We start from the raw sequence: 25,640 nt of genomic DNA on the forward strand, positions 1-25,640 counted from the left end.
CTTACCCCTGCGCCCGCAGCTTCTCCGCCGCCTTCGGCGCGAAATAGCTGAGCACGCCGTCGGCGCCGGCGCGCTTGAAGGCGAGCAGGCTTTCCATCATCGCGCGCTCGCCGTCGAGCCAGCCGTTGCCCGCGGCAGCCGCGATCATTGCGTATTCGCCGGACACCTGGTAGGCGAAGGTCGGCATGGCAAACGTGTCCTTCACGCGGCGGACCACGTCGAGATAGGGCATGCCCGGCTTCACCATCACCATGTCGGCGCCCTCGGCAATGTCGAGCTCGACCTCGCGCAGGGCTTCGTCGGTATTGGCGCTGTCCATCTGGTAGGTGCGCTTGTCGCCGGTGAGCGTCTTGGCCGAGCCGATGGCGTCGCGGAACGGGCCGTAGAAGGCGGAGGCGTATTTGGCCGCATAGGCCATGATCTGCACGTCGAGCTGACCGGTGCTGTCGAGGCCTTCGCGGATCGCGGCGACGCGGCCGTCCATCATGTCGGAGGGCGCGATGATGTCGCAACCGGCCTCGGCCTGCACCAGCGCCTGACGCACCAGCACCGCGACCGTCTCGTCGTTCAAAATCTTGCCGTCGGTGATCAGGCCATCATGGCCATGGCTGGTAAAGGGATCGAGCGCGACGTCGCAGAGGACGCCGATCTCCGGAAACTCCTTCTTGATCGCGCGCACGGCCTGGCAAACCAAATTGTTCGGATTGGTCGCTTCCGAGCCTTCCTCGTCGCGCAGGGACGGGTCGGTGTAGGGAAACAGCGCGATGCAGGGAATGGTGAGCTTCATGGCGCGCTCGGCCTCGCGCACGGCCTGGTCGACGCTGAGGCGGTCGACGCCCGGCATCGAGGCGATCTGCTCGCGCTTGTTGTTGCCGTCGATCAGGAACAGCGGCCAGATCAGATCGTCGGTGGTGAGCACGTTCTCACGCACCATGCGCCGCGCCCATTCGGCCTTGCGGTTGCGGCGCGGCCGGACGGTCAGATTGAGGGCAGGGGAGGCTCCCACGCCGGTCCCGCGCGAAACCTCGCGCAATTCGATCGGACGTCCGTATTTGATCGCCATCACTCTTCCTCCGGCTGGAATTATTCTTATACCAGCTCGCATGGTTCCCGTCACCGCGGCTTGACCTGCCGCAAGGGATGGCAGCCGATTGATTTTGCGGGGCGAACCAGCCAGAAGGGGCCATGTCCGAGATCTCCACCCGCGACGCGGCCCGTGACGGCGCCAATGCCAGGGACGCCGCCAGAGACAATGCCCGGGAAAACGCCATGTCGGTGGCGGCGATCTCGTCGGAGCGCCAGGAGTCCGACGACAATGTCTGGACGCGCCGGCTGGTGCTGTTCCTGCGGGTGATGGCGCTGCTCTCGATCCTGAAGGGCCTCTATCATTGGGCCCAGGTGACCGGCTTCGTCGGCGGCGAGGACGAGGCGTTCGAGAACCAGTCGATGGCCTGGCAGGCCTCGACCATCTACTTCGCCGTGATCGAGCTCGTCGCCGCGGTCGGCCTGTGGCTGGCGACGCCCTGGGGCGCGGTGGTGTGGCTGACGACCGTGGTATCGATGGCGGTGATCGAGCTGATGTTCCCGGGCATCTACGGTGGCAGCCTGATCGTGGTCGGCGTCGAAGCGTTCATGCTCGCCGCCTATCTCGCGCTCGCCTGGATGGCCGCGCGCGAACGGCCGCCATAGCAAGCAAACTCTCTCGTGCCCCGGACGCAATGCAGCGCGCCGCGTTTGCGGCGTGATCTCGTTTTTGGGCCCTGGGTCCCGGTTCTTCGCTGCGCTCGTCCGGGACACGAGAGTGGAGTTGTGGCGACTTGGTTGACCGTTGGTTGCGTAAAATTTGCCGTAACTTTTCGCTAACCAGCCCGTTCCGCCACAGCTGTTACGCGCGCGTTTCGAAACGGGGCGGGGCTGTTCTGGAATGCGACAACCGGGGCGGACGGAGGGTGAACAGGACCTTGCGAGGGTCAACAGACGGTTGCGAAAAGCCCTTGTGGCACAGGCTTAATCCGCAATTCACTGTCTTAAATTCATGATCTCTTTATTCTCTTATTTAAGCCGATCTTCAAACGGCCCCCTTAAGTTGCACCTATCAGACGGGACACAAGTTTCGTCGAATAAGTGTCGATAAAAACGACAACAGGGGAAGTGTCATGATGAAAGCCGTCGCAACTGCGGCAGATACCGCAGAACGCGTCTCCGGCCAGCAGGGCTCGGTGCAGACGCTCTATCTGGAAGCTTTGACTCTGGTGGAGCGGCTGCATCGCCGGCTCCTCGACGTCATCAAGGACGAGTTCGATCGTCGTGGTCGCGCCGACATCAATTCAGTGCAGGCGCTCCTGCTCTATAACATCGGCGACAAGGAGCTGACCGCGGGTGAACTGCGCACGCGCGGTTACTATCTCGGCTCCAACGTCTCCTACAATCTGAAGAAGCTCGTCGAGCTCGGCTTCCTCGATCATCAGCGCTCGCGCGTCGATCGCCGCTCGGTGCGCATCCGCCTGACACCGCAGGGCCAGGAAGTCCGCCGTATCGTCGACTCGCTCTACCAGAAGCACGTCAAGACCGTTGAACAGGTCGGCGGCATCTCCGGCGAGGAGTTCTCGACCCTCAACAAGTCGCTGCACCGCCTCGAGCGGTTCTGGACCGACCAGATCCTGTATCGCCTCTGAGCTTTTCGAAGGGATCAAGGCCAAGCCGGCCCATAACAAGACCGGCAGCCCTCCCGAGCGTGCCTACCTTCCCCCAGCGCGCCGGCCCGGCATAGCCCGGACCGGTGCGTTGCCTGCGTTCGGACAAACGGCCTGCGGCGATGCGTCCTTGCTTCCATCAGCCCTACGCCTTCAGCGCAGTTTCTCCTCCCAATGGCGGAACATCGAGACTTCGTCGGTGACCTCGACAGGGGGCCGAGCGATCCCGGCAAGACGCGTGTGGCGCGGGCTGAAGCCGAACTGCTTACGGAATGCACGACTGAAATGCGCGGCGCTGGTGAATCCGTATTGGCGAGCAACGTCGCCGATCGAGAGCGACTTGCCGGCGTTCAAGCGGGCGTGAATCGTCTCCAACCGTCGTCTCCGGATGTAGGTCGTCACGCCTCCCCCGCCGGCAAAGGCCCGGTAGAGATTTGACTTTGAGGTCGCAAGATCCCGGCTCATGGACACGATGTCGAGCTTGTCCGAACCGAGTTGTTGATCGATATAGATTTCTGCCCTCTCGCGGAGGGTGGTTACCGACCTGCCGGGCGCGGTATCGCCGCTGGCCGGCCTGGCGCTCAGCGTCGTCGTGAGCAGGCCGACCAAGGCCGCCGACAGGCTAGCCGCGTCACGGACGCTCATTTCCTCGAGCTGCTGCACAAACGACAACAGAAAGTCCGCGACGAGGCGGGCCCATGCGCCGTCGATGATCTGACCATGGGTGGATGGATCATATCCGGCACGCTGGAAGGCGCGCCGCGCGATGGTGCAGGTGATGCAATCCAGCGCCGTCCCGTCGGTCAACAGCGCACGGCGCGTGTCGAAGGCGGCCAGCTCGCCTTGCCGCATCGTGCGCGGGGAGGGCTCGTCGTCGGTGGTGAACGTCACCGTGCCGTCCTTGATGAAGACCACCTGGATCATGTCGAGGCGGTCGGCCCTGGCCATCTCGGCGGTCCGCGCCATCCTGACCGGACCGATCCGGGAATGGGTCACGACCATGTCGCCGAGGGTCCAGGCATCCACGGCGGCTCCGAACGGTGCGCCGGCCTCTAGGCGGGTCACTTCATGCGTGGCGATGCCGGAGCGCCAAATGTCGAATCGGTCGGCCTCGGGAAAATTGCCGGTGTCGAAATGCAGCACCGGAATGGGGGTGAACATGCTCTGCCTGAAAATTCCCAAACGTCTTGCGAAGCCGATTGTAGAACGGCGCCGTGGGCCTGCCGAAGACAATTTTGACTTCCGGGACCGCGACACTTGACCGCTGAATTCAAATTCAATCTGCCGCGCTTCGCAGACGCCGAATCCATTGTAAGATGACGTGCTGACAACCTATTGGTCGCAAGTGATTTGACTCTTCAGGCCTTTGCAATGCCCACGTCCGATTTGTCGCGAACGGTTTTCGGTCTCCCCTTGCGCGCTTTCGCGCCGTATCCGGTCCGCTTCTTCGTCATGGCTGCCGCGGCTTTTGGCGCCATGCCGTTGCTCTCGACGCCGGCTCAGGCGGCGTGCACTCCCGCTGCCGGCAGCAATGTCTCGGCGAGCTGCACCGGGGTGACGACGGATCAGAACGGCACGAACGGTTACGGCTCTGCCGCGAACGATAATCTCGCGGTCACCGTCGTCCAGGGGGCGTCCGTGACCGGGACGAGCTACGGCATCAGGTTCAACACCGGGACGGTCGTGAACTCGGGCACGATCACGGGGATCAACGACCGCGGTGTCTTCGGCGCGACCAGCGCGAACGTGACCAATTTCGGCACGATCAGCGGCTATGTCGGAGTCGACGTGGGCCTTGACGGGGTCGTGACGAATTTTGGGACCATCTCCGGCACCTTTAGCGATGGCGTCAGCGGCCGCAACATCAGCGTCGTGAATTCCGGGACGATCACGGGCGCGGGCTTCGACGGCGTCTTTGCCACCGGCTCGAGCACGGTCATCAATTCGGGCAGCATCATCGGCAATCTGCACGGCGTCTATGCCCTTGCCGACATCAGCGTCATCAATTCCGGCTCGATCAGTTCGGCGAACGACGCCATCTATGCGGCGAACGGCAGCGCAACGGTGGTCAATTCGGGCACGATCGCGATGACCGATACTTTCGGCAGCGTCATTTATGCGCAAACGACCCTGACGCTGATCAATTCGGGGATCATCACGTCGACGTCGGTGGGGCCTTCTTCCAGCGGCACGATCGACGTGACAAATTCAGGGGCCATCCTCGACAATGGGTTCGGCCCGGCCATTTCCGGCACGGTTGCGAAGGTGACGAATTCCGGGACCATCATCGCCGTTGATGGCGCGGTGGTCAGCGCCACGAAGGTCACCGTCACCAATTCCGGATTGATGCGGGGCTATTGGGAGGCGGTTATCGCATCCCAAAGCGCCACGGTGGTGAATTCGGGGACGATGGTCGGCGATCACGGCGCGGGAATCTCCGCATTCGGCGATGCCGTCGTGGCCAACTCCGGATTCATCACCGGTAGCGGCGCGGGCATCCGCGCTTTCAACGCCAGCGCCAGCGTGACCAATTCCGGCGCGATCGTCGGGACAGGGGTTTCCGGCATCGGCATTTTCGTGGGCGCGAACGGCACCGTCGTCAATTCCGGCACGATCATCGGCGAAGGCGGTACCGCCATCCGGTTCGGCGCGACGACCCCCGCGCAGTCCGACAGCCTCACCGTGCTGCCCGGCGCGCGCTTTGGCGGGGTGGTCGACTTCACGGGGGGCGCGGACAAGGTCACTTTCGGCCCCGGCAACTGGATCCTGAACACCGCCAATTTCGACAAGACCCTCTCGACCGTGACCACCGCCGGCAACCCTTACGTGGTGACGCCGAACCAGATCATCGTCGCCGATCTCTCCAGCTTCGGCGCCCAGAACCGCGCCATCATGGACATCACAGGCTGGATCGGCTCGGTCCTGCCCGATGCGCCGGTTTTCGCGCCTGTCACGGGCGCCGCCAATGCGTTTGCCGCAACCCAAGCGGCCTCGTCTCCGTTCGATGCCTTCGCCAGTTTTCCGTCCCAGGCATTAGGATATGCCCAGGCACCTGTCTTCAAGGCGGCGAGCGCAGCCTATGGCGAGGGACATGCGGTCTGGGCCAAGGCGTTCGGCGGCCAGCGCCAGCAGGACGATAGCGGGGCTCTGATCGGCGGAATCACGACCGGCTATGGCGGCGCGGTCGGCTACGAACGGCTGGTCGGGACCGACCTCAGGCTCGGCGTGCTGGCGGGCGGCAGCACCAACACGACCAATCTTCATTTCAACGCTGGCGCGACCGGCACCGACACCGTGTTCGGCGGCGCCTATGGCCGCAAGAGCTGGGGCGGCACGTTCCTCGATCTCTCCGTGATCGGCGGCAATCTCGACAACACCAGCGTACGCAATATCGGAGGGGGTCTCGCCCCTGCGACCGCCACGGCCTCCTATGGCGGCTGGTTCGTCAATCCGGCGCTGATGTTCGGGCGCCGGCTCGACGTCGACGGGCGCGGCCTCACCATCACGCCGGCGGTGAAGCTGCGCTACGTGGCTGCGCATTTCGGCGGCTACACGGAAACCGGCGCGGGCGACGCCAATGTGAGCGTTGCCGGCCGCGACTTCCAGGCCTGGGAGGAGCGAGCCGAACTGACGCTCGCCAACACCAGGCTGCTTGCCAAGGGAGACCGCGTGACCGCGCGCGTCTCGGCCGGGGCCCTCGCGCAGCAGCGCAGCGCCGGGGGCCTGGCGAATGTCGTGCTGCTGGGCCAGACCTTCGTGGCGGCGACGTCCGAGCGCAGCAGTGTCGCCGGCGTCTACAGCAGTGCGGGCGTCGACTGGCAAATGGGTCCGGTCACGCTGTTTGCGCAAGGCGAGGCGACCTACACCAACGATGTGTCGCGCACCTATGCGGGCAAGGGTGGCGCCCGCGTGAGCTGGTAGCGCCGACCGGCGTTCGCGTCAGCGGTTCGCGCCTGCGAAAAAGTCGATCGACGGCGGAACCAGTTCCCTGCCTCGCGGTTATCTCTCCGGATCGGAGGATGCGATGCTGGTCGAACGCGGGTTGCAGGCTATGAACGTCGAGCTCGTGAGCGATTCCTACGCCATTGCCGCGAATTACCTCCGCCGCTCCGGCGCGATCCCCGACACGCTCGTCACCAATGAGCGGCTGCTCGAGATCATCGTCAAGCTGCTCCAGCATGGCGAACTCAACAAGATCAGGCTCGCGAACAAGGCGATTGCCCGGTTCGAGGCCCAGTCCGGGGCCCGCGCGGTTGCCTGATCGAAACTCCCAGAATTCCAGCGAAATAGAGGGTGCCATGGAAGCTGCCATCGACCGCATCATGCAGACCTATGACCTGCTCGCCAACCGCACCTCAGCGGCGAACGCAGAGGCGCGAACCAAGGTGACGAATTATCTCAATACCTTGATTGAAGCGGGCGAAAAAGACACCCACAGGTTGACGGTCTGCGGCCTGACCTATCTGCGTCAGCTCGACGGCAGCGTCGATCCTGTGAAGGCGGGGTACACTGGGCTGTAGGGCACCCGGCCATTACTGGCCCGGCGCGCACGGCCCTTAGGGTCTAAACCGGACCCTTTGGGCTCTTCGGAATGGGGCGGTTTCAGAGAACCGTTCTTCCATCCCACCATATCTTGCATAAATATCAGACCCGACCCGCAACTACTTGGCCTGTTGCGGGCAATGTGGTAGATCGCGCTCGCCGCTTCCGATCGCCACACCAGACCCGTCGTAGCCCGCCAAGAGGCTGCGGCGGTGGAGATATTCGCAAGATGACCCTCGCCAAAACCGCCTCCGCGCCCGACTCGTTTTTCACCGCCCCACTCGACCAGGCCGACCCGGAAATCGCCGCCGCGATCAAGGGCGAACTCGGCCGGCAGCGCCATGAGGTCGAGCTGATCGCCTCCGAGAACATCGTCAGCCGTGCCGTGCTGGAAGCGCAGGGTTCGGTGATGACCAACAAATACGCAGAGGGTTATCCGGGCGCGCGCTATTACGGCGGTTGTGAGTGGGTCGACGTCGCCGAGAACCTCGCGATCGATCGCGCCAAGAAGCTGTTCGGCGCCGGCTTCGCCAACGTGCAGCCGAACTCCGGCAGCCAGATGAACCAGGCGGTATTCCTGGCGCTGCTCCAGCCCGGCGATACCTTCATGGGCCTCGATCTTGCGGCCGGCGGCCATCTCACCCACGGCTCGCCCGTCAATATGAGCGGCAAGTGGTTCAAGGCCGCGCACTACACCGTGCGCCGCGAGGACCAGATCATCGACATGGACGCGGTCGCCAAGCAGGCCGAAGAGGTCAAGCCGAAGCTGATCGTCGCCGGCGGCTCAGCCTATTCGCGTCCCTGGGATTTCAAGCGTTTTCGCGAGATCGCCGACAGCGTCGGCGCTTACCTGCTGGTCGACATGGCGCATTTCGCGGGCCTCGTCGCCGGCGGCGTGCATGCTTCGCCGGTGCCGCATGCCCACATCACCACCACGACGACGCACAAATCGCTGCGCGGCCCGCGCGGCGGCCTGATGCTGTGGAATGACGAGGCGCTGACCAAGAAGTTCAACTCGGCGATCTTCCCGGGCCTGCAGGGCGGCCCGCTGATGCATGTGATCGCGGCGAAGGCGGTCGCCTTCGGCGAGGCGCTGCGTCCGGACTTCAAGGTCTATGCCAAGAACGTCGTCGAGAACGCCAAGGCGCTGGCCGAGACGCTGAAGAGCCACGGCTTCGATATTGTCTCGGGCGGCACCGACAACCATTTGATGCTGGTTGACCTCAGGCCGAAGGCGCTAAAGGGCAACGTCTCGGAGAAGGCGCTCGTTCGCGCCGCCATCACCTGCAACAAGAACGGCATTCCGTTCGATCCCCAGTCGCCGTTCGTCACCTCCGGTATTCGGCTCGGCACGCCGGCGGCGACAACCCGCGGTTTCGGCGTCGCCGAATTCCAGCAGGTCGGCGGCATGATCGCCGAGGTCCTCAACGCGATCGCACAGTCCGACGACGGTAAGGCGCCGCTGGTCGAGGCCGCGATCAAGGAACGGGTCAAGGCGCTCACCGACCGGTTCCCGATCTATCAGTAAGGCCAAGAAAACCGGTTAAGGTACAAGGGATGCGCTGCCCGAACTGCAACAGTCTCGATACGCAGGTGAAGGACTCGCGTCCGACCGAGGACTCTTCCGTCATCCGCAGGCGGCGCGTGTGCGTCGCCTGCAATTTCCGCTTCACCACCTTCGAGCGCGTGCAATTGCGCGAGCTCACGGTGATCAAGCGTAACGGCCGCCGCGTGCCGTTCGACCGCGACAAGCTGATGCGCTCGGTGTCGATCTCCCTGCGCAAGCGGCAGGTCGAGCCGGAGCGGGTGGAGAAAATGGTCTCCACCATCGTGCGCGAGCTCGAGACCGGTGGCGAGGCCGAAATCTCCTCCGAGGTGATCGGCGAGACCGTGATGGAGCATCTGCGCACGCTGGACGACGTCGCCTATGTGCGCTTCGCCTCCGTCTATCGCAATTTCCGCGAGGCCAAGGATTTCGCCGACGTGCTCGGCGAGCTCTCCGGTGAGGAGGAAGCGCGGCTCGCTGCGATCCGCAAATGATCTTCCGCATCCTGGAGGATCAGTTCGCGCAGAAGGCCCGTGAGGCCAAGGACGCCGATCGCCGTTTCATGGAGCTGGCCCTTGCGCTCGGCCGGCGCGGGCAGGGGCGGACCTGGCCCAATCCGGCCGTCGGCGCGGTCGTCGTGAAAGACGGAATCATCGTCGGCCGCGGCTGGACCCAGCCGGGCGGGCGGCCGCATGGCGAGCCTGAAGCCTTGCAGCGGGCCGGCGAAGCGGCGCGCGGCGCCACGCTCTACGTCACGCTCGAGCCGTGTTCGCATTTCGGCAAGTCGCCGCCCTGCGCCGATGCGGTGATCGCAGCCGGCATCAAGCGCGTGGTCGCGGCGATCGAGGATCCCAATCCGGAAGTGGCGGGCCAGGGCCACGCGCGCTTGCGCGCCGCCGGCATCAATGTGGACGTCGGTCTGTGCGCGGCGGAGGCGGCCTTCGACCATTCCGGGCATTTTCGTCGCATCCGCGACCACCGCCCGCATGTGATCCTGAAGCTCGCGGTCTCGCCCGACGGCAAGATCGGCGCGGCCGGCGGCAAGCCGCTCGCGATCACCGGCGAGGCGGTGCGCGATCGCGTGCATCTGCTCCGTGCGCAGAGCGATGCCATCCTGGTCGGCATCGGGACGGTGCTGGCGGATGATCCGCAGCTCAACTGCCGCCTGCCGGGCATGGAAGCGCGTTCTCCGGTGCGTATCGTGCTCGACCAGAATCTGCGCATCCCGGCCACGAGCCAGCTGGTCCGTTCTGCGCGCGAGACGCCGCTCTGGGTCGTCAGCTCCGAACTCGCCGAAGCCGCCGCCGCGACCCGCCTTGGCGCTGCCGGCGCGCAGATCATCCGCATACCGCACGGGAGCGATTCCGGGCTCGATCTTCCATCTGTGCTGCATGCCCTCGCCGGGAAGGGAATCACGCGGCTGATGGTCGAGGGCGGCAGCCGGGTTGCCGCATCGTTCATAGCGGCCGACCTCGTCGACGAAATCTGGCTGTTCCGCGGAGCGGAAGCGGTTGGGCCCGGCGGAATAGATGCGCTCGATGCATTGCCCCTGTCGAAAATCACGCAGTCGCAGGCCTACAAGGTTCATGCTAGCGAGACATTCGACAAGGATACTCTCAGCATCTATGAGCGCGCCTAACATGTTCACCGGCATTGTCACCGACATCGGCGAGATCATCGGCTTCACGCCAACGGCGCAAGGCCAGCTGCACCGGCTGCGCATCGCCTGCCGCTATGATCAGACCACCATTGCCGACGGCGCCTCGATCGCATGCAACGGCGTCTGCCTCACGGTGGTTGCCTCCGGCGTCGAGGGCGGCAGAACCTGGTTCGACGTCGATGCCGCGGCCGAGACGCTGGCGCTGACGACGGCAAAGCACTGGAAGCTCGGCACGAAGCTCAATCTCGAGCGCGCGCTGAAGATCGGTGATGAACTCGGCGGCCACATCGTCGCCGGCCATGCCGACGGTATCGCCACACTCGTCAGCCGCGAGGACCTGCCTGACATGGCGCGGTTCGAGCTCTCGACCACGCGGGATCTGGCACGGTTCATCGCCATCAAGGGCTCGATCACGCTCGACGGCGTCTCGCTCACGGTGAATACGGTGAAAGACGCGACGTTTTCGGTGCTGATCATCCCGCACACGCTGATGGTCACGACGATCGGCGGCTGGAAGGCCGGAGCCGAGGTCAATATCGAGGTCGATTTGATGGCCCGCTACGCGGCGCGCCTGACGGAAATGAAGTGACGGCGGCTAAAGTTCGTCATGCGCGGGCTTGACCCGCGCATCCATCCTCTTAAGAGGTACTTGCCCGATGGATTGCCGGGTCAAGCCCGGCAATGACAGAATAGGTTGACCATGGCAGACGCGCGGCGCGCACCCCTGAAGGACCAGACCGACATTTCCGGCGCGCGCGCGCTGATTGTCGAGGCGCGGTTCTACGACGATCTCCAGGACGCGCTGCTCGACGGCGCGGTGGCGGAGCTGAAGGCGGCCGGGCTGACCCATGACGTCATCACGGTTCCCGGTGCGCTGGAGATTCCGGCGGCGATCGCCATCGCCGTCGATGCGGCTGCCGCCAACGGCAAGCCCTATGACGCGGCGATCGCACTCGGCTGCGTCATCCGCGGCGACACCATTCATTTCGAGATCGTCTCGCAGGAGTCCTCCCGTGCGCTGATGGATCTTGCAGTTTCGCGCAAGCTGCCGCTCGGCAACGGCATCCTCACCGTCAACAATGAAGACCAGGCCTGGGCGCGGGCGCGCGCCAGCGAGCTCAACAAGGGCGGCGATGCCGCGCGCGCGGCGATCGCGATGCTACGCATCAAGCGCCGGCTGGCGCGGGCTTAATCATGGCCGATAACAGCAAAAAGCCGCCGGCTGGCACCGAGAAGAAAGCGAACCGGCGCGGTGCGGCGCGGCTCGCGGCCGTCCAGGCGCTGTACCAGATGGACATCGCCGGCGCCGGCATCAACGACATCTTCGCAGAGTTCGAGAGCCACTGGCTCGGCAATGAGGTCGAGGGCGACACCTATCTGCCGGCGGAGGCCGCCTTCTTCCGTGATGTCGTCTCTGGCGTCGTGCGCGACCAGAAGAAGCTCGATCCCCTGATCGACGAGGCGCTGTCGCAGGGCTGGCCGCTGAAGCGGATCGAGGCGATCCTGCGCGCGGTACTGCGGGCAGGGGCCTATGAACTGCAGCACCGCAAGGACGTGCCGGGCCGTGTCGTCGTCTCCGAATATGTCGATGTCGCCAACGCCTTCGTCGACCGCGAGGAGACCGGCATGGTCAATGCGGTGCTCGACCAGATCGGCCGCCAGTTTCGCGGCGACGAGTTCGGGCGGGGGTAAGTTGAGACGATAACGTCCGCCGTAGCCGTCACCCTGAGGTGCCGGAGCGAAGCGGAGGCCTCGAAGGGCGGCGGCGTGCCGCCGAGGTTGGACCTCGGCCGTGCATCCTTCGAGGCTCGCAAGAGCTCGCACCTCAGGATGACGGGTCCACTATCGTGACACAGGTCTCCGCCGAAGACTCCCTCATCGCGCGCTATTTCAAGCCGCTGGCGACCGATCCCGGCGCGTTCGGGCTTGTCGATGATGCCGCGGTCCTGTCTTCGTCCGGCGACGACATCGTGGTCACCACCGACGCCATCGTCGAGGGCGTGCACTATCTTGCCACCGACCCGCCCGACACCATCGCGCGCAAGGCGCTGCGGGTGAACCTGTCCGATCTCGCCGCCAAGGGCGCGGTCCCCGCCGGCTTCGTCCTGACACTGGCGCTGCGCAGCAAGGAAGACGCCTGGCTCAGGCCGTTCGCGGATGCCCTCGGCGAGGATACCAGAACCTTCGCCTGTCCGCTGCTTGGCGGCGACACGGTGTCGACGCCGGGACCGCAAATGATCTCGATCACGGCTTTCGGCCGCGTCCCGAAGGGGCGGATGGTCGGCCGCACCGGTGCGAGGCCCGGCGACCGCATCCTGGTTACGGGAACGATCGGTGATGCGGCGCTTGGTCTTGACGTGCTCACCGGCGGCGCGGCGGCGGCGGCGCTCGCGTCCGATCCCGCCGCAAGAGAGGTACTGGTCTCGCGCTATCGTGTTCCGCAGCCCCGCAACGTTCTGACGCAGGCCGTACGCGAGCATGCCTCGGCCGCGATGGATGTCTCCGACGGGCTCGCCGGCGATCTGACCAAGCTCTGTGCGGCGTCCGGTGTCTCGGCCACGGTCGACGTGGCGAGCGTGCCCCTGTCAGCCGCGGCCGCCGGGCTGATCGCGCGCGACGTCGTTTGCGTTGAGACGCTGCTTGCCGGGGGCGACGATTACGAGATGCTGTGCGCGGTGCCGCCGGTGCAAAGCGATGCGCTGATTGCCGCAGGGCGGGCGGCAGGCGTGGCCGTCACGGCGATCGGCACGATCGTCGCGGGCGATGAGCGGCCGCGCTTTCTCGACGGGCACGGCCATGAACTGGCCCTGACGCGCCTGTCCTACAGCCACTTCTGAATTCAAGTCCGCCTCGAATCCCATCCGTCCTTCAGCCTTGCCCGATCGCCGGTTGTCGCAACCCCGGCGTAAGCAAGCCGATGTACCAGCGCCATCGATGCACAAGCAGCCAATGGGTTTGATTCGATGACGGCGGCCATTTCGAGTGCGAGCGAGGCACAGGCTGCCCCCGGGAGGGAGTGCGGAAGCTGCACGCTCTGTTGCAAGGTCTACAATGTGGTCGAGCTCGGCAAGGCCGCCGGCAAGTGGTGCTCGCATTGCAAGCCCGGCCGGGGCTGCACGATCCACGACAAGCTGCCGAACGAGTGCGCGGCGTTCAATTGTCTCTGGAAGACCAGTCCGTCGATGTCGATGCAATGGAAGCCCGAGCAGTCGAAGATGGTGCTCACCTTGCACCCCGATACCAATAACATCCATGTCGTGGTTGATCCCGGCCTGCCGTCGGCCTGGACCCGGGAGCCTTATCACGGCCAGCTGCGCGGGTTGGCCAAGACCAACATGATGAAGGGCCATCTTGTGGTGGTGCTGGTCAATGAGCAGGCGACGCTCATTCTGCCCGACCAGGATGTGACGATCGGGATCCTCAAACCCGAGCAGGTCATTTCGGTAACGCTGGAGACCGGCCCCAGTGGCGGCGTCTACGACGTCAAGATATTCAACCGGCGCTCGACAGCCGAGGGGCAGACCCTGGAAATGGCATCGACCTCCCGTCATCCCGTCAGGTCCGCGGCCTGAGGCCGAGGCAGGGACTGGCGCTCATCGGTGCGTCGGAGAGGCGTCTGGAGACATTTCCGCTGAGCGGGCGTCTACGACCTAAATACCTGCCGAGATCGCCTTTTCGGCCGCTTCCGGCGTTGCACCCTCAATGCGATTTTGGCAAGCTTGTGGCCGACTAACGCCACCTCTTTAGGGCAAGAGGCGGGGTTGTTCAAAATCAAGGCGCCGCACCGCAAGACGGACAACAAAAGGCGCCGGGGACACATCAAGGATCTGAGGCAGAAAATCACATGACAGCATTATGGTTGATAGTGCTCTGCGGAGTGCTTTCCGTCGTCTACGCGATCTGGGCGACGTCTTCGGTGTTGAGTGCGGACGCGGGGTCGCCGCGCATGCAGGAGATCGCGGCAGCGGTGCGCGAAGGCGCACAGGCGTATCTCCGGCGCCAGTACACAACGATCGGTATCGTCGGCATCGTCATCTTCGTGCTGCTCGCCTATTTCCTCGGTCTTTATGTCGCGATCGGTTTTGCCATCGGCGCCATCCTGTCGGGGGCGGCTGGCTTCATCGGCATGAACGTCTCGGTCCGCGCCAATGTGCGGACCGCCCAGGCGGCGATCACCTCGCTCGCCGGCGGCCTCGAGCTTGCCTTCAAGGCAGGCGCCATCACCGGCATGCTGGTGGCGGGTCTCGCTCTGCTCGGCGTGACGCTCTATTTCGGCTTCCTGGTGCACTCGCTGAAGCTTGCGCCCGATAGCCGTGTCGTGGTCGACGCCCTTGTGGCGCTCGGCTTCGGCGCCTCGCTGATCTCGATCTTCGCCCGTCTCGGCGGCGGCATCTTCACCAAGGGTGCGGATGTCGGCGGCGACCTCGTCGGCAAGGTCGAGGCCGGCATCCCGGAGGACGATCCGCGCAACCCGGCCACCATCGCCGACAACGTCGGTGACAATGTCGGCGACTGCGCTGGCATGGCCGCCGATCTGTTCGAGACCTATGCGGTGACCGCGGTCGCCACCATGGTGCTCGCGGCGATCTTCTTCGCCAAGACGCCGATCCTCATGAGCATGATGACGCTGCCGCTTGCGATCGGCGGCATCTGCATCATCACCTCGATCATCGGCACCTTCTTCGTCAAGCTGGGGCCGAGCCAGTCGATCATGGGTGCGCTCTACAAGGGCCTGATTGCCACCGGCGTTCTCTCACTGGTCGGCATCGCCGGCGTGATCTACGCCCTGATCGGTTTCGGCAAGCTCGACGGTGTCGACTATACCGGCATGGCGCTGCTCGAGTGCGGCATCGTCGGTCTCGTCGTCACCGCGCTGATCATCTGGATCACCGAGTACTACACCGGCACCGACTATCGGCCGGTGAAGTCGATCGCGGCGGCGTCGGTGACCGGCCACGGCACCAACGTGATCCAGGGTCTGGCCATCTCGATGGAGGCGACCGCGTTGCCCGCGCTCGTCATCATCGCCGGCATCCTGGTCACCTACAGCCTTGCCGGCCTGTTCGGCATCGCGATCGCGACCGCCACCATGCTCGCGCTGGCCGGCATGATCGTCGCGCTCGATGCCTTCGGCCCTGTCACCGACAATGCCGGCGGCATTGCCGAGATGGCGGGCCTGCCGAAGGAGGTGCGCAAATCGACCGACGCGCTCGACGCGGTCGGCAACACCACCAAGGCGGTGACAAAGGGTTACGCGATCGGCTCGGCCGGTCTCGGTGCCCTCGTGCTGTTTGCCGCCTATAATCAGGACCTGAAGTTCTTCATCGCGGACTCCGCAAACCACGTCTACTTCAAGGGCGTGAATCCGGACTTCTCGCTGAACAATCCCTACGTGGTCGTGGGCCTGCTGTTCGGTGGCTTGCTGCCGTACCTGTTCGGCGCGATGGGCATGACAGCGGTTGGTCGCGCCGCGAGCGCGATCGTCGAGGAGGTGCGCCGGCAGTTCCGCGAGAAGCCGGGCATCATGCAGGGTACCGACAAGCCCGACTACGGCCGGGCGGTCGACCTGCTGACCAAGGCAGCGATCAAGGAGATGATCATCCCCTCGCTGCTGCCGGTGCTGTCGCCGATCGTCGTCTACTTCCTGATCTATGTCATCGCGGGCGGCGGCGCGGCCGGCAAGTCGGCGGCGTTCTCCGCTGTCGGCGCGATGCTGCTCGGCGTGATCGTGACGGGCCTGTTCGTCGCGATCTCGATGACGTCGGGCGGCGGCGCCTGGGACAACGCCAAGAAGTACATCGAGGACGGCCATTACGGCGGCAAGGGCAGTGACGCCCACAAATCCGCCGTCACCGGCGACACCGTCGGCGATCCCTACAAGGACACGGCGGGACCTGCGGTGAACCCGATGATCAAGATCACCAACATCGTGGCCCTGCTGCTGCTGGCGATCCTGGCGCATTGAGCGGCGCCGACGACCAAAGACAAAACCCCGCGGCGTGAGCCGCGGGGTTTTTGATTTGTTTTGGTGCGGAAGTCTCTCACCGCGTCATTGCGAAAAGCTCTTGTGACGAAGCAATCCAGGGTGTTTCCGTGGAGAGATTCTGGATTGCTTCGCTTCCGCCGTCGCGCTTCGAGCTATGGCGGACAAGTCGCTCGTAATGACGGAAGTGGTGGCTACTGCACATCCATCTGCAGCCCTTCCTTCTGGATGATGCCGGCGAACTTCTTCGTCTCGGCGTCCACGAAGGCGGAGAACTGCTCCGGTGTGCTGTAGTCGGCGCGGGCCCCCATGGCGGCGATATTCTTCTTGATGTCGTCGCGCTCCAGCATCGCCTTGACCTGAAGGTTGAGCGCCTCGAGCACGGCTGGCTGCACACCCTTCGGCAGGAACACCGAGAACCAGGACGACACGTCGAAATTGGCCAACTCCGGCGCGCTCTCGCGCATGGTCGGCAAATCCTTCGCGAGGTCGCTGCGCTCGGGCGTCGTGACGCAGAGGCCGGTGAGGGTGCCGTTCTGCACCTGCGGCAGGCTCGGATAGAGATTGTCGAACAGGATCTGGATGTCGCCCGCGAGCGCGGCCTGGAGCGCGGGACCGGCGCCGCGGAACGGGATGTGCGTCATCTTCAACCCGGTGAGCTGGAGGAACCAGGCGCCGGTGAGGTGAGGGCTCTGGCCGACGCCGGAGGAGGCGTAGCTGAGCTTGTCCGGATTGGCCTTCAGATACGCGATCAGCTCGGCGATGGATTTGATGCCGGTCTTCGGATGCGCCGAGACGATGTTCGGGATCCGGATCATGTTGGAGACCGGCTGGAGCTGGTCCGGCTTGTAGGTGAGGTTCTTGAAGATGCTGTAGGCGATCGCGTTCGGACCGGGATTGCCGACCAGGATGGTCTGGCCATCCGGCTTGGCGCGGACCACTTCGGCGGTGCCGATCGTGCCGCCGCCGCCGGAGCGGTTTTCCACGACAGCCGACTGGCCCCAGGCGGTTTGCAGATGCGCGGCGAGAAGCCGGCCCATGACGTCGGTGGAGCCGCCGGCCGCAGCCGGCACGATGATGCGGACCGTTTCGGTCGGCTTCCAGTCCGCCAGGCTCGATCGCGGCAGAATCGCAGCGACCGAGAGGCCCGCGGCGCCGGTGAGCACCTGGCGGCGGGACAGAAATTTCTTCTCGAGTTTCTTGGGTAGTTTGTTGGGCACGAATCCACTCCCTGCTTCTTGCTTTGCAGGGAGCGTATGGAACCCGACGGTCAACGGCAAGTCGTACACGACGACAAGTGCCGCGCTGGAGGCGGCACGACGCCGCAGGCTGAATGCTCAGTTAAAGCTGAGCAGCTTGAACAGCGGCGCGAGGTAGCTCATCTCCTGGCCCGACGTCGCGGTGGTCCGGCTGATGAAGTCGAAGATCTTGCCATCCTGGAGGCCGTAATTGGCAAGCCGGCGCACGCGACGGTTCTTGTCGAAATAGACGGCGATGACGCGCTGGTCGACCACCTTCTGGTTCATGAAGGCGACCATGCGCTCCGAGCGCTGCGAGATATAGTAGAACACCTCACCGTCGAGGGTTGCGACCGTGGAGGGCGTGCCCATCACGATCAGCACCTGATCCTGGCTCGCGCCGATCGGAATCTGCTCCAGCGCGCCGGGCGGCAGGATGTAACCCTTCTGGAACTGCTCGCCGGTGCAGCCCGCGAGCGCAACGCCGACGACCACCATGGCCGCGAACAGGCGCAGGCCGCGCCAGCGTGCTTGAAAGCCGCGCAGCTTGTCCGCGCGCCGGCTGGTCTGGTTCGTTATCGTCATAGCGGAACTGATTCCGTCCCCTTGCGTCGCGCGAGGCGCTGAAGTACCGGGCGGAGGCTGCAATTGCAACACGCGCACGCCCGCTTGCGGAACCCACAATGGTTTGGCCGTTCAATCACTTCAGGAAACCCCGGCAAGCCCCGCGCGGCACCATTGAAGCCATCTATGGCATGATCGTGACGCAGGCGCGAGAACCCATATTTTACCGTGACTTGGGGGTGCCGGATACGGTTAACGGGCGTTTCGACCTGTTGCTGCTCCATCTCTGGCTGCTGCTGCGCCGCCTGCGCACGGCCCAAGGTGGCACCCATGGCGGCGCCACCGAGCTGTCGCAGGCGCTGTTCGACCGCTTCTGCGAGGATATGGACGACAATCTGCGCGAGATGGGGGTGGGCGACCAGACTGTGCCGAAAAGGATGAGGGCCTTCGGCGAGGCCTTTTACGGCCGCATGCAGGCCTACGACCAGGCGGCGCAAAGCGGCAGCGAGGCGCTGGCGTCGGCCATTTGCAGGAATATCTTGAACGGGGATGGCCTGGACCAGGCGCGGCAGCTTGCGGCCTACGCCCGGGCCACCGAGGCCGATCTTGGCCGGACCGACGAAGCCGCCCTACTGGGCGCATCCTTCAGGTTTCCCCCAGCGCTGACTGAGGACATCACGCGATGAGCCGACCGAACGCCGAATCCGTACCCGATCCCTGGCGGTCTCCCGTCAGCGTCGTGCAGATCCCCGACACCGGCCTGCATCGCAAGCTCAAGGCATCGGCGGCCGAGCTCCAGGCCATAGCCGAGGCAGGCGGCCTGCGGGAGGTCCTCTCCGCCGAGGCCGCCTTCGACATCGTGCCCAGGAGCGGCGGCCGATTCGAGGTCACGGGCCACGTCCGCGCCCGGATCGGCCAGACCTGCGTGGTCACCCTCGATCCGATCGAGAGCGAGATCGACGAGAAGGTGGACCTGGTGTTCGCTCCCGAAGCCGAGGTTCGGAGGATGGCCGACCTTATCGAGGAAGGCGAGGACGACGCGGAGCCTCCGGAGGTGATCGATCCGCCGGAAGCGATCCGCAATGGAATCATCGACCTTGGCCGGATCGCCACCGATGCGCTGTTCCTGGCGGTCGATCCCTATCCGCGCAAGGAGGGGGTCGTGTTCGAGGCCGAAGTGACGGCCCTCGATCCGGAGGACCATCCGTTCGCGGCGCTGAAGGCGCTTCAGGACAGGAAGAAGGGCAAATAGCTGGGCATTCCCCGCCAAGCCCGCTTTGCTACGGGGATTGAGGCGTTTGCGGCGCTGGTTTGAAAGGGCGGCTTATCTATCTGATTTCGATATGTTTCTCTTGAAATCGCGCCCGCGCCCGCAGATCGCCCCGCATGCAAAAGGCTGGGGGCAAGAGGTTGTTTCGGGATAGCAAAACGCTATTGTCGCGCCCCGGTCGGGGCGCGGCGTGGCGCCTGACCGGTCGCCATGTCCATGGCGCACCCATCCTGCGGCCTCGCTCGTTCAAGACCGCACCAGATCAGGTTTTCCAGGACTTTTATGCCAAGCAAGGTTCGCATTGCGCTTGACGCCATGGGGGGCGACGCCGGCGCCGCCGTGGTTATTCCAGGCGCTGCCATCTCGCTTGGCAGGCATCGCGACACCGAGTTCCTGCTGGTCGGGGACCGCGCCAAAATCGAGCCCGAACTTGCTCGCTATCCCCAGCTCAAGGCCGCTTCGAAGATCATCCATACCGATGTTGCCGTCAGCGGCTCGGACAAGCCGAGCCAGGCGCTGCGGCGCGGCCGCAGGACCTCCTCGATGTGGCTCGCCATCGACGCGGTGAAGCAGGGCGAGGCGGATGTCGCGGTGTCCGCCGGCAATACCGGCGCGCTGATGGCGATGTCGCGATTTCATCTGCGCACGCTGAAAGGCATCGACCGTCCGGCAATTACGGGGATATGGCCGACCAGGCGCGGCGAATCCGTCGTGCTCGACCTCGGCGCGACCATCGGCGGCGACGCGCACCATCTGGTGTCGCTCGCACTGATGGGCGCCGCGACAGCCAGCGTGCTGTTCGACAAGAAGCGGCCCACGGTCGGCCTGCTCAATATCGGGACCGAGGAGATCAAGGGCCACGAGGAGATCCGCGAGGCCGGAGAGATCCTGCGGGCCAGAAATCTGCCGGAGCTCGACTATATCGGCTTCGTGGAGGGCGACGGCATCGGCAAGGGGCTCGCCGACGTCATCGTCACCGAAGGCTTCAGCGGCAATATTGCCCTGAAGGCGGCCGAGGGCACCGCGCGGCAGATGGCGGAACTGCTCCGCAGCGAGATGCAGCGGAGCTGGCTGTCGAAGCTCGGCTATCTCTTTGCCCGCAGCGCCTTCCAGGCCCTGCGCAACAAGATGGACCCGAACAAGTCCAACGGCGGCGTGTTCCTGGGGCTGAACGGACTGGTGGTGAAGAGCCATGGCGGAACCAGCGCCGAAGGCTTTGCCTATGCGATCGATGTTGGCTATGAGATGGCCCACTACGATCTCCTGAACAAGATCAATCAGATGCTCAACCGCGAGGGTGGTGCACTCAATTCCGTGCAGCCCGCGCCGGAGGATGTTTCGTGACTCAAATTCGTTCGGTCGTGCTGGGCTGCGGCTCTTATTTGCCGGAGCAGGTGGTGACCAACGCCCAATTGGCGGCGCGCATCGACACGTCCGACGAGTGGATCGTGCAGCGCACCGGCATCCGCGAGCGGCATATCGCGGCCGAGGGCGAGTTCACCTCGCACTTAGCGATCAAGGCGGCGCAGGCCGCGCTCACCGATGCCGGCCTCGACGCGCAGTCGATCGACCTGATCGTGCTGGCGACCTCGACGCCCGACAACACGTTCCCCGCGACCGCGGTCGCCGTGCAGCACGCGCTCGGCATCAACCATGGCGCGGCGTTCGACCTTCAGGCGGTGTGCTCGGGCTTCGTGTTCGCGCTCGCCACGGCCGACAATTTCCTGCGCACCGGCGCCTTCAAGCGCGCGCTGGTGATCGGCGCGGAAACCTTCTCGCGCATCCTCGACTGGAACGATCGCGGCACCTGCGTGCTGTTCGGCGACGGCGCCGGCGCGGTCGTGCTGGAGGCGCAGGAGCAGCCCGGCAATGCGGCGACCGACCGCGGCGTCGTCACCACGCATTTGCGCTCCGACGGCCGCCACAAGGCAAAGCTGTTCGTCGACGGCGGGCCGTCCTCGACCCAGACCGTCGGCCATCTGCGCATGGAGGGCCGCGAGGTTTTCAAGCATGCGGTCGGCATGATCACCGACGTGATCGTCGACGCCTTCGAGGCGACCGGGCTCAATGCCGACAGCATCGACTGGTTCGTGCCGCACCAGGCCAACAAGCGAATCATCGACGCCTCCGCCCACAAGCTGCACATCGCGCCCGAGAAGGTGGTGCTGACGGTAGACCGTCACGGCAACACCTCGGCCGCCTCGATCCCGCTGGCCCTGTCGGTGGCGCGCAGGGACGGCCGCATCAAGCGTGGCGACGCGGTCCTGATGGAGGCCATGGGCGGCGGCTTCACCTGGGGTTCGGCTCTGGTGCGCTGGTAGAGCCACAATCGATAGAATTTTGCCGGAATCAGTGCCCATTATCGATGCGTCTGCATTGATGAGCGCTGTTGACCGCCGTATCGTAACCTCATAATTTCAGACAACAATTGTTCGCCGTGATGTGGGGCAGGGCGATGACTGATCAAAGTAAAACCGTAACGCGTGTTGATCTCTGCGAGGCCGTCTACCAGAAGGTGGGGCTGTCGCGGACGGAATCGTCTGCGTTCGTGGAACTCGTGCTGAAGGAGATCACCGACTGCCTCGAGAAGGGCGAGACGGTGAAATTGTCCTCGTTCGGCTCCTTTATGGTGCGCAAGAAGGGTCAGCGCATCGGCCGTAACCCGAAGACCGGCACCGAAGTGCCGATCTCGCCGCGGCGAGTGATGGTGTTCAAGCCGTCGGCGATCCTGAAGCAACGGATCAATGGCCAGCATCGGGCCAATGGCGACGCCAACAAGGCGCAACCCGAGGCGTAAGCCGCCTCGCGCGAAGGATTAGGCATTTGGACAAGGCGCCGGATGCGTTCCGAACCATCAGCGAAGTAGCGCAGGAACTCGACATTCCGCAGCACGTGCTGCGGTTCTGGGAGACCCGATTCTCCCAGATCAAGCCGATGAAGCGCAGCGGCGGCCGCCGCTATTACCGCCCCGACGACGTCGACCTGCTCAAGGGCATCCGCCGTCTGCTCTACGGGGAGGGCTACACCATCCGCGGTGTGCAGCGGATCCTCAAGGAGCACGGCGTCAAATCGGTGCAGGGCCTCGCCGACAGCTCGGCCGCGGTCTCGTTCGGCGCCATCGAGGATGCCATCGGGGCAAGCCTGATGGAGCCCGAGGAAGAGACCGGCCTCCGCGGTGCCCGCGACACCGACGATGACGACTACCAGGGTGGGGAGGAGGAAGGCATCGACTTCCGCTTCTCGGAGACCGACGACGAGGAGATCCTCACCACCTTCCGCAAGGGCGGCGCCCCCGCCGCCCCGGCCGGCCCCAGTGCGCTGGACCGCGAGCGGCTGGCGCGGGCGCTCGCGGACCTCGTCGCCTGCCGGGCCATGCTGGACCAGGCGCTGAACGACGGCTAGGGCCGCATTCCCTCTGCTTTGGGGTCCGTTCCGGAGCCTTTCAGGTGATTGCCAAAATGCTGTGACCTCGCCTTGCGCTAAGCGGCGATCCTAGCTAATGGAACGACGTTCGGAGCGTGGCGCAGCCCGGTTAGCGCACTAGTCTGGGAGACTAGGGGTCGGAGGTTCAAATCCTCTCGCTCCGACCATTTTTTTCAAATGATCTGTCGGGTCGATTGGCGGTTGGCGTGGAGCCTGCCGCTCGCGATGGCCCGTCCCGGGTGGCTGCTTTGGGGCGGCAGATCAAAACCGAAAACAACCCCATGCACAGTAGCGAAGCCATTTTAGGATAACGTTCTTCGAAGCGATTTAGAGGGCTTCGCAGGGGGCTGAGCGAAACGTCCCGGAGTTTGGCGCAGCCGTATAAGGCATTAATCTGGGAGACTAAGGGTCGGAGGATTTCAGATCCTCGCTCCGACGAATCAAATCGAAGGATTAGCCGGAACTCGTATATCGAATCCTCGAATCGCCACTGGGTCGCCACCGCGAAATGATCCTTGGTCAGTAGTGGCGCGGCGCGGTAGGCGGCGAGGCTTCATCGGGTATTCGATTGATCGCCCAGCACTAGTCTGGCTCGTCGGTGTTTATTGGCACGCCATATTTGCTCGCTCTGATTGCATTTAGCTTGGACGTATTCGCTATTCGCCTTAGAGCTTCTTCTACCTTTACTGCGATCCGCTTTGCATCGTCACTTATGCCTCCGACCTTGCCCAATTCCAGAGGCGCATAAATGTAGCTCCTCAGCTCTTCGCCAGAGCTGTCTTTGAATAGTTGTTCAAATCGTTCCACGGGTACAGCCGCCAGCAAGGCCAGCTTCTCGCGCTTCAAGCTTTCCACCGCGCGCAAGTCATTCTCGAAATCGAGGGTCGGCTGCGCTGCCCGTCGCCGCTCTTGGATAATTTGTAGGATGCGCTCGTTCTTCACCTCGCGATGGAAAGGGTCGTCGGATGTCCAAAACTCCGCGTTTCCGTTTGCCCATGCGTAGTCGATCAAGTCGGCGGCGTCGTTATGGCGCCCAATTTCCTCAAGTATTGAAACAGCTGCATCGAGGTTTGGGCGCGATACTACTGCGAAATTGTCTCGGATCCCTTGAACGATACTCGCGCATACTTCGTCTTCGTTATCCTTGAAGCTGTCATGGAATGGACGCCAGCACCGTTCAAATGCTTCCATCTGTTTTCGCTGACCTAAGCCATTTTCAACTTCTTTCGCCTTCGACAATATCGTCCGCATCCAAGAGGTTCGTTTCAACGAAACTCAGGAGCGCATCATCAAGATCGTCCATCATTCCCCAACCGTAATCGTTGAGAATTACGTCCCAACGCTCACGTTCTGGGTCGTCACTAGCGTGCTCTTCGTCTTGGAATTCAGCGCGCCCTATCGTGTACCGCTCGAACTCCCCACGCCTGAGGTAAGAACTGGGCGGCGGTGCGGCTCCGGCATCAAGCTTGCGCCACCCAAACATGACCATCGAGTGAACAATCTGACGCGCAATGTCCGGGGAGCAGTGGCTGAGAATCTGTTCGTCTAGCATGCGTATTAGACGCTCAATTTTTTTTATAACGCGAATATTCGAAATCTTTAGCCTCTCGCAGTGTTGCCGAATGAGGCTGGATAGATCGTCACTATCGGTGATCGCGATAGCAAGTGCCTCTTCACTAGTGGGGGCAAGCAAAAGTTGCGTATCAATGACCTTCTCAAAGTAATCATCGAACTGCTTCTGTCCGGCGTCGTCAAGTTGCCCCCGATTGAGCAGAAACACAGCTTTGCACGCTCGCTGCTCGCGCAGGTAAGAAATTAGACCAAAGACATCTTTCACCGAAATCGAGCCGCGCCTCTCCAGATCATCGATGCAAACGATTTGATTGCGGATCGCGGAGAATAGAAAAGGCTGCGCCTTCGACAATGCGCCACCTAGATAAGGAACGGGCAGGGCAGAGAGTGCGCCCGCCAGCTTCTTTCCGCCTTTAAGAGCCGCATTCCCTCCTGAGAGAAATCGTTCAAGGCTTGTGCTGCCTTCCGGTAGCAAAAATTCCAAGTTCTCGAATATTGCCGTCTTCATTCCCTCTAGGGAGTCAATTCCAAAGAGTGAAACATAAGAGTATCGCGACAATCCCGTTTCACGTTTGCTCCGAACGCGATCTAAAATTGTTTGCCACGTATAGGTCTTTCCAACGCCCCACGATCCGGTAATGCACAGCACTTCTGGCGCAGGAGAGCGTAAGAAGCGTTCGATCTCGCGTTTTACTGCTTCGGTGGATGTCATTGCCTAACCGCGAGTTCAAGTCGGGAGAGTTTTTGCTGAGTTCAATAGTACCTTCTTTTGTCAGCACCGCGCCGAAAAAATCGTGAGGCAATGGCCCATAGATCAGCGCAACCAACCTTGGTTGGGACCTAGCTCGAACATCACACCGCCGTATCGTCGTCGTTTCGTCCGTCAGTGTTTCTCTGTCTTTTCTGACCGAATCTCTGTTTGATTTCAGCTGTGCTCTGTCCCGACATCATCGACCTTGCGGAGCGCGCGGGCGCTGCATTTGCTCCGTGACCAGCCGCACAATTATGCGCTGATGCCGACGCCGGGGGGGCGGCGAGGGCGTGCGATCATTCTGCGCGCGATTGCTTGAGGGAGGGTGTGACTGTGGGCGCCCTGCCTCAAACGGGCTGGCGCTGCAAGCCGGAGGGACAAGGCAGCCCCCGGGCGTT

26 protein-coding genes and 1 tRNA gene are annotated in these 25,640 nt (G+C 63.7%); 21 read left to right on the forward strand and 6 right to left on the reverse strand.

Going from position 1 to position 25,640, the window contains the following annotated elements; all coding sequences use genetic code 11:
- Position 1: 1 nt before the first annotated feature.
- Entirely contained in the window at positions 2-1,063 is a 1,062-nt protein-coding gene (gene hemB / locus WHZ77_RS14795; protein ID WP_375314288.1) for a porphobilinogen synthase, read from the reverse strand.
- Between the two features lie 122 nt (positions 1,064-1,185).
- On the opposite strand from hemB, the gene WHZ77_RS14800 reads away from it, so the two are divergent.
- Both WHZ77_RS14800 and ldtR read left to right on the forward strand, forming a co-directional pair.
- Positions 1,186-1,689 carry a DUF6163 family protein gene (locus WHZ77_RS14800; RefSeq protein ID WP_375314289.1) on the forward strand — a complete coding sequence of 168 codons (504 nt, stop codon included), beginning with the start codon at positions 1,186-1,188 and terminating at the stop codon, positions 1,687-1,689.
- Positions 1,690-2,156: 467 nt separating this feature from the next.
- Positions 2,157-2,675 carry a transcriptional regulator LdtR gene (gene ldtR, locus WHZ77_RS14805; RefSeq protein WP_007603420.1) on the forward strand — a complete coding sequence of 173 codons (519 nt, stop codon included), beginning with the start codon at positions 2,157-2,159 and terminating at the stop codon, positions 2,673-2,675.
- A 171-nt stretch (positions 2,676-2,846) separates the two neighbouring features.
- Here ldtR and WHZ77_RS14810 read toward each other — a convergent pair whose 3' ends face one another.
- A complete protein-coding gene (locus tag WHZ77_RS14810; RefSeq protein WP_375314290.1) occupies positions 2,847-3,854 on the reverse strand; it encodes a helix-turn-helix domain-containing protein in 1,008 nt (335 codons plus the stop codon).
- 210 nt (positions 3,855-4,064) lie between these two features.
- Here WHZ77_RS14810 and WHZ77_RS14815 point away from each other — a divergent pair, with 210 nt between their 5' ends.
- From WHZ77_RS14815 to WHZ77_RS14870, 12 genes are all read left to right on the forward strand, one after another.
- Complete coding sequence (locus WHZ77_RS14815; protein ID WP_375314291.1) at positions 4,065-6,614, forward strand: autotransporter domain-containing protein; 2,550 nt, start codon at positions 4,065-4,067, stop codon at positions 6,612-6,614.
- Between the two features lie 103 nt (positions 6,615-6,717).
- Complete coding sequence (locus WHZ77_RS14820) at positions 6,718-6,954, forward strand: hypothetical protein (protein WP_375314292.1); 237 nt, start codon at positions 6,718-6,720, stop codon at positions 6,952-6,954.
- A 37-nt stretch (positions 6,955-6,991) separates the two neighbouring features.
- Positions 6,992-7,213, forward strand: a complete 222-nt coding sequence (locus WHZ77_RS14825; protein WP_375314293.1) for a hypothetical protein — start codon at positions 6,992-6,994, stop codon at positions 7,211-7,213.
- A gap of 251 nt (positions 7,214-7,464) precedes the next feature.
- The gene (gene glyA / locus WHZ77_RS14830) at positions 7,465-8,763 is read left to right on the forward strand and encodes a serine hydroxymethyltransferase (protein ID WP_375314294.1); all 1,299 of its coding nucleotides are present in this window, start codon (positions 7,465-7,467) and stop codon (positions 8,761-8,763) included.
- Between the two features lie 29 nt (positions 8,764-8,792).
- Positions 8,793-9,275, forward strand: a complete 483-nt coding sequence (gene nrdR, locus WHZ77_RS14835; RefSeq protein ID WP_007603426.1) for a transcriptional regulator NrdR — start codon at positions 8,793-8,795, stop codon at positions 9,273-9,275.
- A complete protein-coding gene (gene ribD, locus WHZ77_RS14840) occupies positions 9,272-10,420 on the forward strand; it encodes a bifunctional diaminohydroxyphosphoribosylaminopyrimidine deaminase/5-amino-6-(5-phosphoribosylamino)uracil reductase RibD (RefSeq protein WP_375314295.1) in 1,149 nt (382 codons plus the stop codon). The genes nrdR and ribD overlap by 4 nt, the downstream gene beginning before the upstream one ends.
- 1 nt (position 10,421) lies before the next feature.
- Positions 10,422-11,030: a riboflavin synthase gene (locus WHZ77_RS14845; RefSeq protein ID WP_375314727.1), complete on the forward strand. Its 609-nt coding sequence runs from the start codon at positions 10,422-10,424 to the stop codon at positions 11,028-11,030.
- 111 nt (positions 11,031-11,141) lie between these two features.
- Positions 11,142-11,633, forward strand: coding sequence for a 6,7-dimethyl-8-ribityllumazine synthase (gene ribH / locus WHZ77_RS14850; protein ID WP_375314296.1), 492 nt, complete (start codon positions 11,142-11,144; stop codon positions 11,631-11,633).
- Between the two features lie 2 nt (positions 11,634-11,635).
- The gene (nusB, locus tag WHZ77_RS14855; RefSeq protein WP_015685684.1) at positions 11,636-12,133 is read left to right on the forward strand and encodes a transcription antitermination factor NusB; all 498 of its coding nucleotides are present in this window, start codon (positions 11,636-11,638) and stop codon (positions 12,131-12,133) included.
- 155 nt (positions 12,134-12,288) lie between these two features.
- Positions 12,289-13,278 carry a thiamine-phosphate kinase gene (gene thiL / locus WHZ77_RS14860; protein WP_375314297.1) on the forward strand — a complete coding sequence of 330 codons (990 nt, stop codon included), beginning with the start codon at positions 12,289-12,291 and terminating at the stop codon, positions 13,276-13,278.
- Between the two features lie 126 nt (positions 13,279-13,404).
- Positions 13,405-14,013, forward strand: a complete 609-nt coding sequence (locus WHZ77_RS14865) for a hypothetical protein (RefSeq protein ID WP_375314298.1) — start codon at positions 13,405-13,407, stop codon at positions 14,011-14,013.
- Between the two features lie 272 nt (positions 14,014-14,285).
- Positions 14,286-16,406: a sodium-translocating pyrophosphatase gene (locus WHZ77_RS14870; protein ID WP_375314299.1), complete on the forward strand. Its 2,121-nt coding sequence runs from the start codon at positions 14,286-14,288 to the stop codon at positions 16,404-16,406.
- Positions 16,407-16,618: 212 nt separating this feature from the next.
- Here the strand turns inward: WHZ77_RS14870 and WHZ77_RS14875 are convergent, their stop codons facing one another.
- A complete protein-coding gene (locus WHZ77_RS14875) occupies positions 16,619-17,644 on the reverse strand; it encodes a Bug family tripartite tricarboxylate transporter substrate binding protein (RefSeq protein ID WP_375314300.1) in 1,026 nt (341 codons plus the stop codon).
- Positions 17,645-17,761: 117 nt separating this feature from the next.
- Positions 17,762-18,247, reverse strand: coding sequence for an outer membrane protein assembly factor BamE (locus WHZ77_RS14880; RefSeq protein WP_375314301.1), 486 nt, complete (start codon positions 18,245-18,247; stop codon positions 17,762-17,764).
- Positions 18,248-18,345: 98 nt separating this feature from the next.
- Between WHZ77_RS14880 and WHZ77_RS14885 the strand changes: the two genes are divergently transcribed.
- The 7 genes from WHZ77_RS14885 to WHZ77_RS14915 all read left to right on the forward strand — a co-directional run bounded on the left by WHZ77_RS14885 (position 18,346) and on the right by WHZ77_RS14915 (position 23,086).
- On the forward strand, positions 18,346-18,912 hold the full coding sequence (locus WHZ77_RS14885) for a ubiquinol-cytochrome C chaperone family protein (protein WP_375314302.1): 567 nt from the start codon (positions 18,346-18,348) through the stop codon (positions 18,910-18,912).
- Positions 18,909-19,478 (forward strand): DUF177 domain-containing protein, encoded by a 570-nt coding sequence (locus WHZ77_RS14890; RefSeq protein WP_375314303.1) that lies wholly within the window; start codon positions 18,909-18,911, stop codon positions 19,476-19,478. The genes WHZ77_RS14885 and WHZ77_RS14890 overlap by 4 nt, the downstream gene beginning before the upstream one ends.
- Before the next feature lie 300 nt (positions 19,479-19,778).
- The gene (gene plsX / locus WHZ77_RS14895; protein ID WP_375314304.1) at positions 19,779-20,840 is read left to right on the forward strand and encodes a phosphate acyltransferase PlsX; all 1,062 of its coding nucleotides are present in this window, start codon (positions 19,779-19,781) and stop codon (positions 20,838-20,840) included.
- Positions 20,837-21,817 carry a beta-ketoacyl-ACP synthase III gene (locus WHZ77_RS14900; protein ID WP_375314305.1) on the forward strand — a complete coding sequence of 327 codons (981 nt, stop codon included), beginning with the start codon at positions 20,837-20,839 and terminating at the stop codon, positions 21,815-21,817. The genes plsX and WHZ77_RS14900 overlap by 4 nt, the downstream gene beginning before the upstream one ends.
- Positions 21,818-21,951: 134 nt before the next feature.
- Positions 21,952-22,293, forward strand: coding sequence for an integration host factor subunit alpha (locus WHZ77_RS14905; protein ID WP_375314306.1), 342 nt, complete (start codon positions 21,952-21,954; stop codon positions 22,291-22,293).
- Positions 22,294-22,319: 26 nt separating this feature from the next.
- Positions 22,320-22,898, forward strand: coding sequence for a MerR family transcriptional regulator (locus WHZ77_RS14910; protein ID WP_375314307.1), 579 nt, complete (start codon positions 22,320-22,322; stop codon positions 22,896-22,898).
- Positions 22,899-23,008: 110 nt separating this feature from the next.
- A tRNA-Pro gene (locus WHZ77_RS14915) sits at positions 23,009-23,086 on the forward strand.
- A 415-nt stretch (positions 23,087-23,501) separates the two neighbouring features.
- On the opposite strand, the gene WHZ77_RS14920 is transcribed toward WHZ77_RS14915, so the two are convergent.
- Together WHZ77_RS14920 and WHZ77_RS14925 are read right to left on the reverse strand one after the other, a co-directional pair.
- Positions 23,502-24,158 carry a hypothetical protein gene (locus WHZ77_RS14920; RefSeq protein ID WP_375314308.1) on the reverse strand — a complete coding sequence of 219 codons (657 nt, stop codon included), beginning with the start codon at positions 24,156-24,158 and terminating at the stop codon, positions 23,502-23,504.
- On the reverse strand, positions 24,136-25,203 hold the full coding sequence (locus WHZ77_RS14925) for a P-loop NTPase fold protein (RefSeq protein ID WP_375314309.1): 1,068 nt from the start codon (positions 25,201-25,203) through the stop codon (positions 24,136-24,138). The genes WHZ77_RS14920 and WHZ77_RS14925 overlap by 23 nt, the downstream gene beginning before the upstream one ends.
- Positions 25,204-25,640: the final 437 nt, after the last annotated feature.

Origin of the sequence: Bradyrhizobium sp. A5 (assembly GCF_042076515.1) — a bacterium.
Taxonomy (GTDB): domain Bacteria; phylum Pseudomonadota; class Alphaproteobacteria; order Rhizobiales; family Xanthobacteraceae; genus Bradyrhizobium; species Bradyrhizobium cosmicum.

What these genes read in the sequence shown, in the direction of transcription:
- hemB (WP_375314288.1), bottom strand. Translation starts at nt 1,063, where the DNA reads ATGGCGATCAAATACGGACGTCCGATCGAATTGCGCGAGGTTTCGCGC.
- WHZ77_RS14800 (WP_375314289.1), top strand. Translation starts at nt 1,186, where the DNA reads ATGTCCGAGATCTCCACCCGCGACGCGGCCCGTGACGGCGCCAATGCC.
- ldtR (WP_007603420.1), top strand. Translation starts at nt 2,157, where the DNA reads ATGATGAAAGCCGTCGCAACTGCGGCAGATACCGCAGAACGCGTCTCC.
- WHZ77_RS14810 (WP_375314290.1), bottom strand. Translation starts at nt 3,854, where the DNA reads ATGTTCACCCCCATTCCGGTGCTGCATTTCGACACCGGCAATTTTCCC.
- WHZ77_RS14815 (WP_375314291.1), top strand. Translation starts at nt 4,065, where the DNA reads ATGCCCACGTCCGATTTGTCGCGAACGGTTTTCGGTCTCCCCTTGCGC.
- WHZ77_RS14820 (WP_375314292.1), top strand. Translation starts at nt 6,718, where the DNA reads ATGCTGGTCGAACGCGGGTTGCAGGCTATGAACGTCGAGCTCGTGAGC.
- WHZ77_RS14825 (WP_375314293.1), top strand. Translation starts at nt 6,992, where the DNA reads ATGGAAGCTGCCATCGACCGCATCATGCAGACCTATGACCTGCTCGCC.
- glyA (WP_375314294.1), top strand. Translation starts at nt 7,465, where the DNA reads ATGACCCTCGCCAAAACCGCCTCCGCGCCCGACTCGTTTTTCACCGCC.
- nrdR (WP_007603426.1), top strand. Translation starts at nt 8,793, where the DNA reads ATGCGCTGCCCGAACTGCAACAGTCTCGATACGCAGGTGAAGGACTCG.
- ribD (WP_375314295.1), top strand. Translation starts at nt 9,272, where the DNA reads ATGATCTTCCGCATCCTGGAGGATCAGTTCGCGCAGAAGGCCCGTGAG.
- WHZ77_RS14845 (WP_375314727.1), top strand. Translation starts at nt 10,422, where the DNA reads ATGTTCACCGGCATTGTCACCGACATCGGCGAGATCATCGGCTTCACG.
- ribH (WP_375314296.1), top strand. Translation starts at nt 11,142, where the DNA reads ATGGCAGACGCGCGGCGCGCACCCCTGAAGGACCAGACCGACATTTCC.
- nusB (WP_015685684.1), top strand. Translation starts at nt 11,636, where the DNA reads ATGGCCGATAACAGCAAAAAGCCGCCGGCTGGCACCGAGAAGAAAGCG.
- WHZ77_RS14865 (WP_375314298.1), top strand. Translation starts at nt 13,405, where the DNA reads ATGACGGCGGCCATTTCGAGTGCGAGCGAGGCACAGGCTGCCCCCGGG.
- WHZ77_RS14870 (WP_375314299.1), top strand. Translation starts at nt 14,286, where the DNA reads ATGACAGCATTATGGTTGATAGTGCTCTGCGGAGTGCTTTCCGTCGTC.
- WHZ77_RS14880 (WP_375314301.1), bottom strand. Translation starts at nt 18,247, where the DNA reads ATGACGATAACGAACCAGACCAGCCGGCGCGCGGACAAGCTGCGCGGC.
- WHZ77_RS14885 (WP_375314302.1), top strand. Translation starts at nt 18,346, where the DNA reads ATGGTTTGGCCGTTCAATCACTTCAGGAAACCCCGGCAAGCCCCGCGC.
- WHZ77_RS14890 (WP_375314303.1), top strand. Translation starts at nt 18,909, where the DNA reads ATGAGCCGACCGAACGCCGAATCCGTACCCGATCCCTGGCGGTCTCCC.
- plsX (WP_375314304.1), top strand. Translation starts at nt 19,779, where the DNA reads ATGCCAAGCAAGGTTCGCATTGCGCTTGACGCCATGGGGGGCGACGCC.
- WHZ77_RS14905 (WP_375314306.1), top strand. Translation starts at nt 21,952, where the DNA reads ATGACTGATCAAAGTAAAACCGTAACGCGTGTTGATCTCTGCGAGGCC.
- WHZ77_RS14925 (WP_375314309.1), bottom strand. Translation starts at nt 25,203, where the DNA reads ATGACATCCACCGAAGCAGTAAAACGCGAGATCGAACGCTTCTTACGC.